Origin of the sequence: Bacteroides sp. OF03-11BH (genome assembly GCF_003604005.1) — a bacterium.
GTDB lineage: Bacteria > Bacteroidota > Bacteroidia > Bacteroidales > Bacteroidaceae > Bacteroides > Bacteroides ovatus.
Genome location: NZ_QTMW01000023.1, coordinates 57,216 through 72,756 on the forward strand (window position 1 = coordinate 57,216; position 15,541 = coordinate 72,756).

Here is a 15,541-nt window from a genome sequence, read left to right on the forward strand (position 1 = left end):
ATGTTTTTAGAGATAGGCACGGATTACACGGAATACAGGGTTATAAGAAATAACTAAAAACCGTATTAATCCGCGTAATCCGTGCCTGAAAGAACCCTTCATTGCAGCTGTTGTATTAACAACTACTTTGAAGTGTATTTATTTAGCTTGTTCCAGTTGCAAAGTCTTAGTTGCCTGGTCGCAAACTTCTGTAGGACCGAAGTATTGGATCGGACCCGGATATACATAATCCGTTTCGATAGCCCAACGTTCGCGTTGTGAAGCAAATGCTTTGAAAGGAGCACCATCCAGTTTTACCAATGCTTTCTGGATAACCGGCTTCATTTCACCGTGACGACGTTCCATATTCATCATCATAGTAATAGGCACACCACCAGCAATCCATTCAGCAGCAGGAGCTGTTGTGTTACGTACAGAAGACATATAACCAGTCTTACCGTTAGCAATCAACATAGAAGCTGTGTAACCCAAAGAGTAGCAATAGTCAGCGTCAAAGTTTGACGGAGCAGCACAACGTCCTTCATAACCGAAGAAGTGGTGTTGAGCAGCAAATTTACCAACATACTTGCCTTCTTCTTTCCATGCAGCCAACTTAGTAGCTACCATTTCAGACAACAGTTTTTCAGTTTCGATCAATGAAACCTGAACGTTTCCGTGCGGGTCACGATCCAAAGTCAACTGACGGGCAACACCTTCCGGCAGACTAGCATAAATAGCAGAGTTTTCCGGAGAAAGTTTGCGGATGATATAATCACGTTGGTGAGATTTCTTAATCTGACCGAATTCTTCAGCATTAGCAGCCAGGAAGTCATTCAATTCAGCAATCAGACGTTTCATGGCAGGAATGAACTCTACCAATCCTTCCGGAATCAAAACTGTACCGAAGTTGTGTCCTTGTGCTGCACGGTCTGCTACCACTTTAGCGATAGATGTTACTACATCGTCCAAAGACATATCTTTTGCTTCCACTTCTTCTGAAATGATACATACGTTAGGCTGTACTTGCAAAGCACATTCCAGTGCGATGTGAGAAGCCGAACGACCCATCAATTTGATGAAGTGCCAGTATTTACGTGCAGAGTTACAGTCACGTTGGATGTTACCGATTACTTCAGCATAAGTCTTACAAGCTGTATCGAAACCGAAAGAAGTTTCAATCATATCGTTCTTCAAGTCACCGTCGATTGTTTTCGGGCAACCGATTACCTGTACACCATACTTCTTAGCAGCATAGTATTCAGCCAATACACAAGCATTTGTATTAGAGTCGTCACCACCAATAATAACCAGTGCCTTGATGCCCAGTTGTTTGATGATTTCAAGTCCTTTTTCAAACTGGCTTTCAGCTTCCAGCTTCGTACGTCCGGAACCGATGATATCGAAACCACCTGTGTTACGGTATTCGTCGATGATATCAGCAGTCAGTTCCATATAGTTGTGATCTACCAGACCACCAGGACCCAGAATAAAACCATATAATTTGTTTTCCGGGTTCAATTTCTTGATACCATCGAACAAACCGGAGATTACATTGTGTCCGCCCGGAGCCTGACCACCGGAAAGAATTACACCTACGTTCATAGCGGGAAGAGCAACAGCTTCACCAGCTTCGAATGTAATCAACGGCATTCCATACGTATTCGGGAATAATGCTTTGATAGCTTCCTGATCGGCTACAGATTGAGTAGCAGCACCTGCTACAGCCTTAACAGCTCCTGATGCCAATGCTTTCGGAAGTTTGGGCTGGTAAGCAGCCCTTGCGATTTGCAATGCACTTTTAGTCATTTTCTTTAATTTTTTATTTAAAGGTGTTAGTAAGTTTCTTGTCAAACTTGAAAAGCGTTGCAAATTTCGCATTTTTTTCCGAATTATAAAAATTCTTCTTCTGTTGTTTTTAAGACAAAAGAAAGAAGAAAGAAAAATTAAGGCTATCTCCCGACGTAGGAGATAGCCTTTACGTTTTCTTCAGCGAGCTAATTTATAATATAATTCTAGGGATTCTGCTCCCAGCCTCCGCCAAGAGCCTTATAAAGTTGAACCACCGCAATCAACTCGTCACGAATGGCATTACTCAATCCGATTTGGGCATCAAAGTATCCACGTTGGGCATCCAACACATCCAGATAGTTGATGACTCCATTGATGTACTGCAATTGTGCCAGGTCCATGTAGCTCTTGGCTGAACGTTCCAGATTGGCACGAAGTTCGTACACTTCCTTGATCTTGTTGAAGTTGACAATCGCATTACGTGTTTCCTTGAAAGCTTCCAGTACGGATTTCTCATAACTATGTACTTCAGCCTCATAAGCAGCCTTTTTCGCTTTCAATGCCGCACGGTTCTTTCCCCAACCAAAGATAGGAGTTAATAAAGCTCCTTCCATCACTGCATAGGGAGATTTTAGAAGTTCCGACAAAGAAGTACTTTCACTACCGAAACCGCCTGTCAGGGCAAGACGTGGGAACATATTCGTATAGGCCACTCCTACTTTTGCATTGGCAGCAATCAATTTCTGCTCTGCCTGACGAATGTCGGGACGGCGTTCCAACAAAGTAGACGGCAACCCTACAGGAAGTGTTTCCGGAGAGTTAAACTCCTGAAGCAAACGGGAACGGGCTATCTTATTAGGATATTCACCCGCAAGATAAGCAATATCGTTTTCTTTCAGAGAGATTTTACGTTCCAGGTCAGGAACCAGAGTGGCCGTACGTGCCAACTCCACTTGTGCCTGTCGATAGGAAGTCTCGGAAGTCAATCCACCGGCAAACCGGATACGCGCCAGGCGCACCCCTTCTTCACGGGCTTTCAATGTCTGTTTGACAATATCAAGCTCTGTATCCAAAGCTACCAGTTCATAGTAAGCCTGTGCCACTTCAGCCACAATCGTCATCTGCAATGCACGTTGTGCTTCAATAGATTGCAGATACTCGGCAATGCTGGCCGAACGCGCCCAACGCAGATTTCCCCAAAGATCGACTTCCCACGAAACGAGGAATTGTGCTTCAAAGGTATCCGATCTCTTGAAAGCATCTCCTCCATGATTCTCGAGTTCGCGTTCCCCTGTCACTTTTCCTTTAATATCCGGAAGCAATGCAGCCGTAGAAATTCGTTTCTGTGCAGCCATTTCTTTCACACGGGCAGCAGCAATCAGCATATCTTTATTATGATCCAGTGCACGCTCTATCAGACTTCTCAATGTAGCATCCGTATAAATATCCCTCCAGTCCTGGTCACCGAAGCTGACCGAATCCTGTGATCTTTCCAAACTGTCGGGTAAATGAAGATCAGGACGGACATAGCTTTTCCCTACCTTGCAGGAAGTCAGTACTCCGGCAAGTAACAGGATAGCAATATATAGTTTCTTTCGTTTCATTATTTCTTATGTTTTAAGATTTTCGACTTTGTTTTATACACCATCACAAAGAAGAACGGCACAAGAATGATACCAAATACGATGGCAAATATCATTCCGAAAAATACACCTGTACCGATTGCCTGCCGGCTTGCCGAACCCGGACCACTTGCCAGTACCATCGGAAGCATACCGAGCACAAAGGCAAGAGAGGTCATCAGAATCGGACGGAAACGCAATTTGGCTGCGTATATGGCCGATTGCACCAAGTCTTCACCTTTATCTACCTGCACCTTTGCGAACTCTACAATCAAAATTGCATTCTTAGCGGCAAGTCCGACCAACATAACCAAGCCAATCTGGAAATAGACATCGTTTTCCAATCCGCAAACCCAGACTCCTAAATAAGCTCCCAAAGCAGCCACAGGTAAAGAAAGCAACACAGCAATAGGCACTGTCCAACTTTCGTATTGTGCAGCAAGGAAGAGGAAAACGAACAAGAACACCAGTGCCATCACCATACCCGTCTGACCTCCCGCCTGCTTCTCCTGATAGGAAAGGCCGCTCCATTCCAGTCCGATATTATCGGGAAGATGATCGCGGGCAATCTGTTCCATGATCTCCATCGCCTGTCCGGAACTATATCCTTGCGCAGCTGCTCCACGAATAACGGCCGTAGTAAACATATTGAAACGTTTGATACTTCCCGGTCCTGTGGTATATGATGCATTTCCCAGAGAAGTCAATGGTACCATCGCTCCATTGGAGGCTTTCACAAAAAACAAATTAATATTGTCTTTGTGTTCGCGATAAGGAGCTTCTGCCTGAATATAAACCTTATATATACGGTTGAACATATTAAAGTCGTTCACATACACCGAACCGGTATAAGCCTTCATGGTAGAAAACACATCAGCCAAAGGTACACCCAGCATCTTCACTTTGTCTCGATCCACATCAAAATAGAGTTGTGGGATTTCCGACTGCAAAGAAGATGACAAGCCCGCCAACTCTTTGCGTTTGGATGCGTAGTACATTAATGTATCTGTCGCGTCTACCAAATTATCAAAAGTGGCTTCTCCACGAGCTTCCAGCTGCATCTCAAAACCTCCCGAACTACCGAGCCCCGGAATAACCGGAGGAGTGGACAGATAGACTTTACATTCCGGATATTCCTCAAGATGTTTCTCTACCGTATGCATGATCTTTTCAATAGTGGTACTCTTCCGTTCCTCCCAAGGTTTCAGGATCACCGTCAGTTCTGCACGTCCCTGGTTACTTCCGACACGCGGACTACTTCCCGTTACATTCTGTATATACTCAATGTACGGGTTCTTTTCCAGATAAGCAATGGCACGCTCTGTCACGATACGGGTACGTTCCAGAGTAGCTCCTTCCGGCAGTTCCAATTCAATCTTGAAATATCCCTGATCTTCCACAGGTAAGAAACTGGTCGGAATAATGCGATGAATCAACATGATAGCAATCAACACCATACCAAAAGCACTCAAAACTCGACGAGGATGCTTAATTGTACGAGTTACGGCAGCTACATACTTATTACTACCGATACCCAGCCATTCATTAATCTTCCGGAAAACGATATTCTTTTTCTTCCCGCTATCCGGTTTCAGAATCAGCGAACACATCACCGGACTCAATGTCAGAGCCACGACCGTAGAAATAAGCACGGATACTACAATTGTCACCGTAAACTGGCGATACAACTGTCCTGTAATCCCACTTAAAAAGCTAACCGGGACGAACACAGCCGCCAATACCAGCGAAGTGGCAATCAAAGCACTGGCAAGTCCGTTCATCGCTTTTTTCGTAGCTTCATAAGGACTTAGGTGCTCCGTTTCCATGATATGTTCCACACCTTCCACCACCACAATCGCATCATCCACCACAATACCGATCGCAAGGATCAATCCGAGCAATGTCAGGATATTCAATGAGAAACCGAAAATCAACATGAATCCGAAAGTACCGATCAATGAAATAGGCACCGCCACTACCGGAATCAACGTTGCACGCCAGCTCTGCAAGGATAAATAAACTACCAGAACCACCAATACCAACGCTTCAAACAACGTCTTATATACTTCATGGATAGATTCGGAAATATAAGTCGTCATATCGAACGGAATCTCATAGCTCAATCCCTCCGGAAAGTTCTTACTAATCTCATCCATTGCCTCTTTTACTCTCTCGGCCACTTCCATCGCATTAGCACCCGGTAACATATAAATACCAAGCACGGCAGCATTTTCACCGTTGATACCACTCTCTGTATTATACGAAGAAGCTTCCAGCGATACACGTGCCACATCTTTCAATCGAATGATAGAACCATTCGCATTGGCACGTACTACGATATCTTCAAATTGTCCTACAGTGGAAAGACGTCCCTGTGTCGTGATAGGAATCGTGATATCCAATCCTTGTACAGGCTGTTGTCCCAGCACACCCGCTGCTGATTCACGATTCTGATCTTTCAATGCATTCTGCAAATCCTGTACGGTCAGTCCGAAGTTTGCCAGCTTATCCGGCTGCGCCCATATCTGCATGGCATAATAACGGCTACCGATATTGGATACACGTCCCACTCCGGGAATACGGCGAATCACATCGAGCACATTGATGGTAGCAAAGTTACTCAAGTAAATCTCATCGAACTTTGGGTCGGTAGAAGTCAAACAAAGCGTCATCAACTGACTGGGAGCCTGTTTTTCTACCGAAATACCATTCTGAATCACTTCCGCCGGCAAACGGGATTCTGCCAGTTTCACACGATTCTGAATCTCAACAGCTGCCAAATCCGGATCAGCAGATACATCAAAAGTAACTGTTGCCGAAAAACCTCCGGAGTTAGAACTATTTGATTCCATATAAAGCATCCCCGGAGTACCATTGATTTCCTGCTCAATCGGAGTAGCTACTGCCTGTGATACAGTAAGTGCACTCGCACCCGGATAAGAAGCACTAATCTTCACCACCGGAGGAGTAATCTGCGGGTATTGATCCACCGGAAGCATCGTCAGACCAATAATGCCGACAATCACAATCACGATGGAGATTACAGCCGAAAAGACCGGCCTATCTATAAAAAAAGTAACTTTCATCGTTTATTCTCCTTTCGCGTTATCCTTCGTTCCGGTAACATTTTCTTTCGCCCCGGCCACTTCATTTTTTGTCGCAGTTATACTATCCTGGGCTTCTGCATCCGGTTGGCTCACCCGTACTTTCATACCCGGAGTCAACTTATGGAACCCTTCTACAACTACCATTTCTCCTTCTGCCAATCCTCTTTCTACCACCACATTATTCCCGACTTCCGGTCCTAATTCGATAAAACGTTTCTCTACTGCATTATCTCTGCGCATGGTATAAATATATGCTCCACCCTTTTCGATGGTAACGGCTTTCATTGGAACAACGAGCGCTCCTTCACGAACATCCAGCAACAATTTCACCTTTGTAAACTGTCCCGGCAACAATACTTGTTTCGGATTAGGCATTTCTGCACGTACAGAGAAAGTACCGGTTTGAGGATCCACCTGGGGTTCGGCAAAATCCACGTATCCTTTGAATGGATAGACTGTGTTATCTGCCAATGTTATGGTAATATTGGGCTGCCAGGAACGGGTAGAATCCTGCTGTCCCAAATTAATATTTCTTTCTTTACTCTTCAGATAATCGAGTGCCGTCATACTAAAATCAACCAACACCGTATCACTCTTCACAATAGTAGCAAGCAATGATTTTCCCCCGGGTCCCACTAACGTACCCAAATCCACATTTCTTTCACTAATGTGTCCCGACAAAGGCGAACGGACAATGGTGTAGCCCAGCTCCAATTCAGCCTGTGCCAAATCCGCCTCACTCATGGCTACCGTTGCCTCAGCACTTTCATAAGCAGCTTCCGCATTATCCAAATCCAACTGGCTTGCAGCATTCTGCTCAAACAACGGACGGATACGTTTTAAATCACGCTCCGCCTTCAAAGCCTGCGCTTCGTCTTTTTTCAACTGCGCTCTGGCCTTATCAGCTTTGGCACGATACTGGTCCTGATTAATGACAAACAAAACCTGATTCTTATTGACATATGTACCTTCGGCAAAAAGCATATTTTCCAGATAGCCTTCCACCCGGGCACGAACTTCGACGAACTGTTGGGCACGAATACGCCCTACATACTCCCCGTATATCTCTACATCATCTTTCACTACCGGTTCTACAATGACTGTCGGCATTTCCGGCGCAGCCTTCTGAGGTCGGGTCAGTATCCAATACACACCCAACACAAGTACCACACATATAATAGCAGCAATGGTTCTCTTTCTCCTCAGTTTCAACTCATGTTTCGAAAAGAATAATCTCATATCGAATCTTATTATTTAATTTAACTTATGTTTGTTCTATACTCTTTCTTGCAATTAGTATGCCAAAATTCATTACACCTATTATTTACTGGTATTCAGTCTATTATATTTTGTCTTAAGAAATGTAGAAATGTAGAATCCACCAGATAAAATGTAGAAATTATCCACATTTCCGACTTTTGGAACATTTTTTTTAATTCCCATTTCAACAACTAAACAAATTATGCTCTACATTTGTATTATATTAAACATCAACACTAGACCATGTCCTAATGAAAAAACAAATCTTTTCAACATTAGTTTTATCAATTGGCATCTTATTGCCTTTTTCTTTGCATTCTCAGGAACAAAGAAAAAAGGTAGGTGTCGTTCTAAGCGGCGGCGGTGCTAAAGGAATGGCACACATCAAAGCACTGCAAGTGATCGAAGAAGCCGGAATTCCTATTGATTATATAGCCGGCACCAGCATGGGAGCTATCGTAGGCGGTCTTTATGCCATCGGTTATACTCCGGAACAATTGGATAGCATGGTACGAAAACAAGATTGGACATTCCTATTGAGTGACCGTATCAAAAGAAGTGCCATGTCATTAACAGATCGTGAGCGATCTGAAAAATATACAGTCTCTATTCCTTTCACCAAAACTCCCAAAGATGCCGCTACCGGAGGAATCATGAAAGGACAGAATCTGGCTAATCTATTTTCAGACCTTACCGTAGGGTATCATGACTCTATCGACTTTAATAAACTTCCCATTCCTTTTGCCTGTGTAGCAGCCAATGTTGTTAATGGAGAACAAATTGTATTCCATGACGGAATACTCTCTACTGCCATGCGTGCCAGTATGGCTATCCCCGGTGTATTTACTCCGGTACGGCAAGACAGTATGGTATTAGTGGACGGTGGTATTGTAAACAACTATCCGGCGGATGTAGTGAAAGCAATGGGAGCCGATATTATTATCGGGGTAGACGTACAGAATGCTCTTAAGAAAGCCGACAAGCTCAATAGTGTACCCGACATTCTGGGGCAGATTGTAGATATCACCTGTCAGTCTAACCATGAAAAAGATGTAGACCTCACAGATACCTATATTCGTGTCAATGTAGATGGATATTCATCCGCCAGTTTTACTCCAGCCGCCATTGATACCCTGATGCGTAGAGGCGAAGAAGCAGCAAAAGCCCAATGGGGTTCATTGCTTGCTGTGAAAAAGAAAATAGGAATAGCCGAAGATTATACCCCGAAACAACATGGTCCTTATTCTTCTCTTTCTAATGCGCGTACGGTTTATGTGACGGACATCTCATTTTCCGGTGTAGAGGTGGATGATAAAAAATGGTTGATGAAGAAATGTAATCTGAAAGAAAACAGCGATATTTCCACTCAACAAATAGAACAGGCCCTGTATCAGTTACGTGGCAGTCAGTCCTACTCCAGTGCCAGTTATACGTTGAAAGAGACACCTGAAGGTTATCACCTCAACTTCCTGTTACAGGAAAAATATGAAAGAAGAATCAACCTGGGCATCCGTTTCGATTCGGAAGAGATCGCATCTTTGTTGGTCAATGCAACAGCAGACCTCAAAACTCGTATTCCTTCCCGCCTGGCTCTTACCGGTCGGTTGGGTAAACGATATGCTGCCCGCATAGACTATACGCTGGAACCAATGCAACAGCGTAATTTCAACTTCTCGTATATGTTCCAATACAATGATATCAATATTTATGAGGAAGGCGACCGTGCCTATAATACAACTTACAAATATCATCTGGCCGAATTCGGCTTCTCTGATGTATGGTACAAGAATTTCCGTTTCGGACTCGGTCTTCGTTTTGAATATTACAAATACAAGGATTTCCTGTTCAAGAAACCTGAAATTTCCGACCTGAAAGTAGAATCCGAACACTTTCTAAGTTATTTTGCCCAAGTGCAATATAATACCTATGATAAAGGACGTTTCCCTTCTAAAGGAAGTGACTTCAGAGCCGCCTATTCACTCTATACGGATAATATGGCACAATACAACGAACACGCTCCATTTTCAGCACTGAATGCTTCGTGGGCAAGCGTCATTCCTGTAACCCGCCGTTTCTCTATCATTCCTTCCATTTACGGACGTATCCTGATCGGAAGGGATTTTCCTTATCCGCTACAAAATGCCATTGGTGGTGAAGTCCCCGGTTTCTATATTCCTCAACAATTACCTTTTGCCGGGGTTACCAATCTGGAATTAATGGACAACACCGTTATGATCGCCTCTATTAAATTCAGGCAACGTATGGGAGCCATTCATTATCTCACGTTGACAGGCAACTACGGACTAACGGATAGTAATTTCTTCGATATATTGAAAGGCAAACAATTATTCGGTATCAGTGCCGGCTATGGAATGGATAGTATCTTCGGACCGTTGGAAATATCATTAGGATATTCCAATCAGACGGATAAAGGAAGCTGCTTTGTGAATTTAGGATATTACTTCTAATTACCCAGACAATATCGGTCAAGCAAAAAAGAGAAGTAAAAGAAAAACCGTCACTCACGTGAAAGTTATTCTTTTACTTCTCTATAACTTAATGAACAAACTTAATAATTAACCTTATGACTTAAATGTCTTCAGTGTACATCATAGACATACAATTATCTTATTATTCCCTTTAGATTTTAAAGGGTGTCATTTTCAGATATACCCGATAATCTTTAATCATGCCTGTCTTACCGGCTTCTGCTCTCGGCAAATATGAAAATCCGGTTACTACCTTATCTTCACCGAGATTAATCACAATCTGATGCGGGAATTTATGTTTGGCAGCCGAAGAATAGCTTGTGTGCCAAAAGGTAGATTCCTGCAAGTCGAACACATTCGTTGCAATATTATTCGCTTCTTCCGTTTCCTCACTATCTGCATAAACAACTTTCCAATGTTGGCGTGACAAGGGCTTGCCATCAGCTCCCAGTAACTCCAATTCCGCAATGGCTGCAAAATCTTTCCCATCATGTGCATTCAATGCTTCCAGACAGAAGAAACGTGTTTCCACCTCTTTTCCAAACTTCACATGTTGCCAACCATTACCCGCCTTGAAAGCACCTTTATAAACGGGCGTTTCTCCGCTCAAGTCCAAGTTCTCACCTACTTTACGATGTGCATAGGCAGCACCATGAACGCGTAAATTATCGAGAATAGGTTGTTGCAAGCCTGCCGTTTCCGGTTGTACAGGTCCAGCCATATCCAATATAATCACTTCGTTCTCACCTTTCTTCAACCAACATCCCGGCACATATAAGGTTTGTTGTGGTCCTATTTCCCAGTAACGTCCAATAGCATAACCATTCACCCAGACCATCCCTTTACTCCAGTTAGTCATATCCAGGAAAGTATCACCGGTTTTATCCAGTGTAAATGTTCCACGATAATATGCAGGGTCTTTTTTCGGATTATCTTGTTTCACAAATTTCTTATTCTTTGCAAAAGCATAATCAACCGGGATATTATAAACTTTCCAATTCTTCAATGAAGTAGCAGCACCGTCCGATTGAATTTCCACCTTTTCAGTAATACCTTTCCAATCATAAATACCTTTACCGAAATTCATACGGCCCATCGCTTCTACCAGAATATCCAATTGGGCTCCTTCTTTCACAGGTGGAAGAATAACAGTCCCTTCCCCTTTCAAACGACTTAACGTCGCCAATTTCTTGCCATCAAGGAAAACCTGTGCCCAGTCATGAGCCTCTGTAATTGTCAGAACTTGCTCTTCGTTAGATGCCGGAAGTGTAGTTCGATATAGAATACTTCCCCAACCCTGATCAAACGCTTCCATTGACTGAATATTTTCACTGATTTTTGGCTCCGGCAGATTATCAAACAGTATCGCCACTTCATCTAACTTAAATGAAGGAACAGTAATCGTTGGAATAGAATCCGGGATTTCCGGCAACGATTCGCCTTCAGGTAAATAGTTACTTAACAATTTACGTACTTCAAAATATTTGGGAGTGACTTTTCCTGATTCATTGATAGGTGCATCATAATCATAAGACGTACATGTCGGAGAGAAGTTCGGGAAGTTTGCTCCTCCCCAATGTCCGAAACTAGTACCTCCATGAGTCATATATAAACTAAATGAAATATTACGATCGAGCATATCTTTCATTCCTTTTACCAAATCCTCCGCACTGCGTGTTTCATGCTTCGCTCCCCAATGATCGAACCATCCGGACCAGAACTCACTACACATCAATGGAGTATCAGGACGAAGCTCTTTCAAACGTTCAAACTGCTGATCTATATTGGCTCCCGTACCAAAATTGACAGTCCAAAGAAGATCATCCAAAGCATTGTTCTCAAAATTAGAATTCCAGTCACACTGGAATAAAGGTACCCCTGTGAATCCCGCTTGCTTCACAAGATCACGGATAGCAGAAATATAAGGCTTGTCAATACCAAATGAGCCATATTCATTTTCTACTTGTACCATAATTATATTCCCACCTTTGCTAATCTGAAGATCAGCAAGTTGTTTACCAACTTCATTCATAAACAGTTTCACACGTTCCATATAATACGGATCCTGTTCACGGAGCTTAATATCTTTCTTTTTCAGTAACCACCAAGGCAATCCGCCCATCTCCCACTCTGCACACACATAAGGACCAGGACGCACAATGACGTACATACCATTCTCCTGTGCAAGACGACAAAATGCTGCAATATCCTTTTGCCCGGTAAAATCATATTTTCCTTCTTCCGGTTCATGGAAGTTCCAGAAAACATAAAGGCAAATGGTATTCATACCCAACGCCTTAGACATTTTAATACGATGTTCCCAATATTCTTTTGGAATACGAGGATAATGAATCTCTGCCGCTTTTACGACAAACGGCTCTCCATTAAGTAAGAAAGTCTTGTCACCCACCTCAAATGTTCCCTTTGAAGATTGAGTACAGGAAGTGCTGAATACAGTCACTAACAAAATAAGCAAATACAATAAAGGTCTTTTCATTTTCAATCTATTCTATTGTTTTCATGATACATTAATCTCTTTAGAAATTCACCACCGGTTAATGTTTCCATTAAAACCGATAGCGAATTTGAAAACTAATCCCATTTAATTACCCCAAAAAACTAAAACTATTACCTATTGAAAACTAAAAAATAAACACACATATCAATTAATCAAATCTGAATCTGTTACTTTACAAATCAGTATAAAATTCTCGATACTATATTCTATGAAATTACAATTGCAAAGATGGAACATTATTTGAGAACAAAGGTCTTCAAATCAGTCAAAACAGTATAAATATCATTCAATATAACGCAAGAAACTGTTTTTGAACGATAATTCACCATTCAATGATAAAAATCCTGCCAAATACCTTTTACAGTACCGGCAGGATCAGCATTCATAGAGAGGATTAGTTAGTTCTTATTTATTAGACATATTATTTTATCAGCCTAAATCGATTCTACTTAATATAAAAAAAATAACCAAAGAAACAGCGATGAAACAATAGCTTAAAAGATTTCAATGACAATGGTAGCCGGTATATACCAGAACTGGGTAAAGCTTCCTCCTATAAGAATACCACTCCAAACAAAATCCAATAATACAGAATTCATATCGTCTATTTTTTATCATAAGTTATTCTTGTGCAATACAACTTTTATTTTCCCGGCCTTCCTCTTCCTTACCCTCACCTCCTTCGTCTTCATACCTGAAAGACTAACCTCCAAAACAAGTCTTTTTCCTGACACTTGAAGCATGAATCTACCATTCAGGTCAGAATATGTCTTATGATTGGCTCCTCTTTCAATAATTTCTGCACCTATAATCGGATGACCGTATTTGTCCACAACAGTACCTTTTACAGTGACAGCCTTTACCTTTTTTGAAATGACAACTCCTCCTGCCACGACAGTACATCTTCTGACAACCCGATTTCCCATAACCTCCACTTGTGGAAGTATATTAGAGTCGTTTTTCAAACTATCCTCCCCCACTTGTTGCCCATTCAATGATGTAGCCCCCATTGCAGACATTCCAAGCGAAACACCCACTATTTTAATAGCCAGTCCCATCCTCCGACGGAAAAGAAGTTGCTGTTCCAGATAATGCACTTCAGCCTCACACTTTGGACATGTACCTAAACAATCTCCCCGATATTTACATTCGGATGTAATGAGTTCGATATCATTAGCTTCCGCTATCTGTCTCCGAATATCTTTCAATATTCGGCATTTTTGCTTACCTTCTTTCATCACTATATTTATTTAAATAGGTTATTCTCTTGCCATGTATCTATTTTTTCAAAGAATCAATCAATTTGCAAGTGCAAGATAAGAAGAAAAAAGAGATAGGTGTACCCAAAAAGTTTACATTTTTTCATTACTCTCTAAAACGACATATTAAAAATGTACAGTTAAATATCTCGTTTCGGAGATAATATCCCCCTCATCCGTAATTCCTTCTATTTTAATCAAATAAACCGACTCTTTATTTGCCGCATAAAAAGAAAAAACAGACATGGGCTCTAAAGGATTAATTGTTATATTCGGCTTCCAAAAAATGGTCTTACGATAGTCGTCCGAATCTTTCTCCCTCTTTTCTAAAGTATCATACACAGGCGTATAAAACTCCATAGGCTTCTGATACCCTAAAGGATAGATAGTTTTATAGTTGGCAGAGGTCAATGTAAGTTCTCTCCTCTTCTTTATCGGCATCTTTTTTCCCTTATGCGACGCAGCCTCCCTTTGTATAAAATCATAAGTTTTTATATTTAGAATAGGGATTGTCTTCCGTGAAGCAGGAATTTGAAATTCTTTGTATAAAAAATATTTTTTCTTTGTATCTTCTACTTTTAAAAATCCTAATGCCATCTCCCTTTCTACATCTTTCAAAAAGTTTATTTCTCCTATATCGCTTAAAGGAGTATCGTAAATTAAATTCTGTTCGTAGTTGTTAGATTGATATTTTCCATCAACACAGATGATTACTCTTGTTTTATTATAAAAGAAACAAGTAATATCTCCCTGTGACTTACTCACAATTCGTATCCCCATACTACGTATCAAATCTTTCATATTCTTGAAGCCAGAGCTATTCACCATCTTGTTATCCATCTTTTCATAATTAACCGTTCCCCAATAAGGTGCTTTTACTTCCAGAGTAGGAAGTAAAAAATTCCGCATTCCACTCTCCAACGGAAGTATAAATTCCGCATTGGCTTCCACAGTCTCCGACGGCCATTGTTGCGGTACTCCGGCAAGTATAAGCGGAAAGTCTTCTTCATCTACCATTATATATTGCGTGCCTCGACTATTATTCTTGATAGACACTGCTTGTAATTGTACTCCAAACCCATCCTGATACTCTATATCACTTAATCTAAAATAGCCATCTTTCTCTACAATGATGGTCTTGCCATAATCAGACCCCACTCCAATGAAAGAAAATATATATCTTTTTTTCAACTCAAAAGGACTTAACCTTTTCACACGTCCCGAAATAGTGAAGCTGGTTTCGGGAGTCCGTTCTGCTTTTTCAATTTCTCCACGTGCTACGGCCGACAGATCATATCGTCTCCATCCGTGTATCATCATCAATAAATCCAACGCTTGCCGTGCTCTTTCATTATTCTGTAAATAAAAAGATGGATTCTCAATATAACCTTTCAATTCAGAAGTGAGCAACAGATTACTTACTATTGTGGAACATGTATCCGGCACCACCTCATGGAGATCGGTTACCGACACAGACAAAGAAGCTGTACGTCGGACATCCGACAGACCTATTTTCATT

At 41.8% G+C, this 15,541-nt stretch carries 8 protein-coding genes; 1 reads left to right on the forward strand and 7 read right to left on the reverse strand.

The features are described 5' to 3' along the window. Positions 1-138: 138 nt before the first annotated feature. The 4 genes from DXA54_RS17015 to DXA54_RS17030 all read right to left on the reverse strand — a co-directional run bounded on the left by DXA54_RS17015 (position 139) and on the right by DXA54_RS17030 (position 7,735). Positions 139-1,785, reverse strand: coding sequence for a diphosphate--fructose-6-phosphate 1-phosphotransferase (locus tag DXA54_RS17015; RefSeq protein ID WP_004307609.1), 1,647 nt, complete (start codon positions 1,783-1,785; stop codon positions 139-141). Between the two features lie 206 nt (positions 1,786-1,991). After that, positions 1,992-3,371, reverse strand: coding sequence for an efflux transporter outer membrane subunit (locus DXA54_RS17020; RefSeq protein ID WP_004297381.1), 1,380 nt, complete (start codon positions 3,369-3,371; stop codon positions 1,992-1,994). Continuing rightward, the gene (locus tag DXA54_RS17025; protein ID WP_004297380.1) at positions 3,371-6,475 is read right to left on the reverse strand and encodes an efflux RND transporter permease subunit; all 3,105 of its coding nucleotides are present in this window, start codon (positions 6,473-6,475) and stop codon (positions 3,371-3,373) included. The genes DXA54_RS17020 and DXA54_RS17025 overlap by 1 nt, the downstream gene beginning before the upstream one ends. Before the next feature lie 3 nt (positions 6,476-6,478). Further along, positions 6,479-7,735: an efflux RND transporter periplasmic adaptor subunit gene (locus tag DXA54_RS17030; protein WP_004297379.1), complete on the reverse strand. Its 1,257-nt coding sequence runs from the start codon at positions 7,733-7,735 to the stop codon at positions 6,479-6,481. A gap of 272 nt (positions 7,736-8,007) precedes the next feature. Between DXA54_RS17030 and DXA54_RS17035 the strand changes: the two genes are divergently transcribed. Beyond that, positions 8,008-10,224: a patatin-like phospholipase family protein gene (locus DXA54_RS17035; RefSeq protein WP_120080137.1), complete on the forward strand. Its 2,217-nt coding sequence runs from the start codon at positions 8,008-8,010 to the stop codon at positions 10,222-10,224. Between the two features lie 172 nt (positions 10,225-10,396). Here the strand turns inward: DXA54_RS17035 and DXA54_RS17040 are convergent, their stop codons facing one another. The 3 genes from DXA54_RS17040 to DXA54_RS17050 form a co-directional block, all read right to left on the reverse strand. Beyond that, positions 10,397-12,742 carry a beta-galactosidase gene (locus DXA54_RS17040; RefSeq protein WP_120080139.1) on the reverse strand — a complete coding sequence of 782 codons (2,346 nt, stop codon included), beginning with the start codon at positions 12,740-12,742 and terminating at the stop codon, positions 10,397-10,399. Positions 12,743-13,377: 635 nt separating this feature from the next. Beyond that, positions 13,378-14,001: a carboxypeptidase-like regulatory domain-containing protein gene (locus tag DXA54_RS17045; protein WP_120080141.1), complete on the reverse strand. Its 624-nt coding sequence runs from the start codon at positions 13,999-14,001 to the stop codon at positions 13,378-13,380. A 147-nt stretch (positions 14,002-14,148) separates the two neighbouring features. After that, positions 14,149-15,540 carry a hypothetical protein gene (locus DXA54_RS17050; RefSeq protein WP_120080143.1) on the reverse strand — a complete coding sequence of 464 codons (1,392 nt, stop codon included), beginning with the start codon at positions 15,538-15,540 and terminating at the stop codon, positions 14,149-14,151. Between the last annotated feature and the right edge of the window lies 1 nt (position 15,541).

Bases quoted from the DNA above. Each gene is read 5' to 3' on its own strand.
- DXA54_RS17015 (WP_004307609.1), bottom strand. From the start codon at position 1,785: ATGACTAAAAGTGCATTGCAAATCGCAAGGGCTGCTTACCAGCCCAAA.
- DXA54_RS17025 (WP_004297380.1), bottom strand. From the start codon at position 6,475: ATGAAAGTTACTTTTTTTATAGATAGGCCGGTCTTTTCGGCTGTAATC.
- DXA54_RS17050 (WP_120080143.1), bottom strand. From the start codon at position 15,540: ATGAAAATAGGTCTGTCGGATGTCCGACGTACAGCTTCTTTGTCTGTG.
- DXA54_RS17030 (WP_004297379.1), bottom strand. From the start codon at position 7,735: ATGAGATTATTCTTTTCGAAACATGAGTTGAAACTGAGGAGAAAGAGA.
- DXA54_RS17040 (WP_120080139.1), bottom strand. From the start codon at position 12,742: ATGAAAAGACCTTTATTGTATTTGCTTATTTTGTTAGTGACTGTATTC.
- DXA54_RS17035 (WP_120080137.1), top strand. From the start codon at position 8,008: ATGAAAAAACAAATCTTTTCAACATTAGTTTTATCAATTGGCATCTTA.
- DXA54_RS17045 (WP_120080141.1), bottom strand. From the start codon at position 14,001: ATGAAAGAAGGTAAGCAAAAATGCCGAATATTGAAAGATATTCGGAGA.
- DXA54_RS17020 (WP_004297381.1), bottom strand. From the start codon at position 3,371: ATGAAACGAAAGAAACTATATATTGCTATCCTGTTACTTGCCGGAGTA.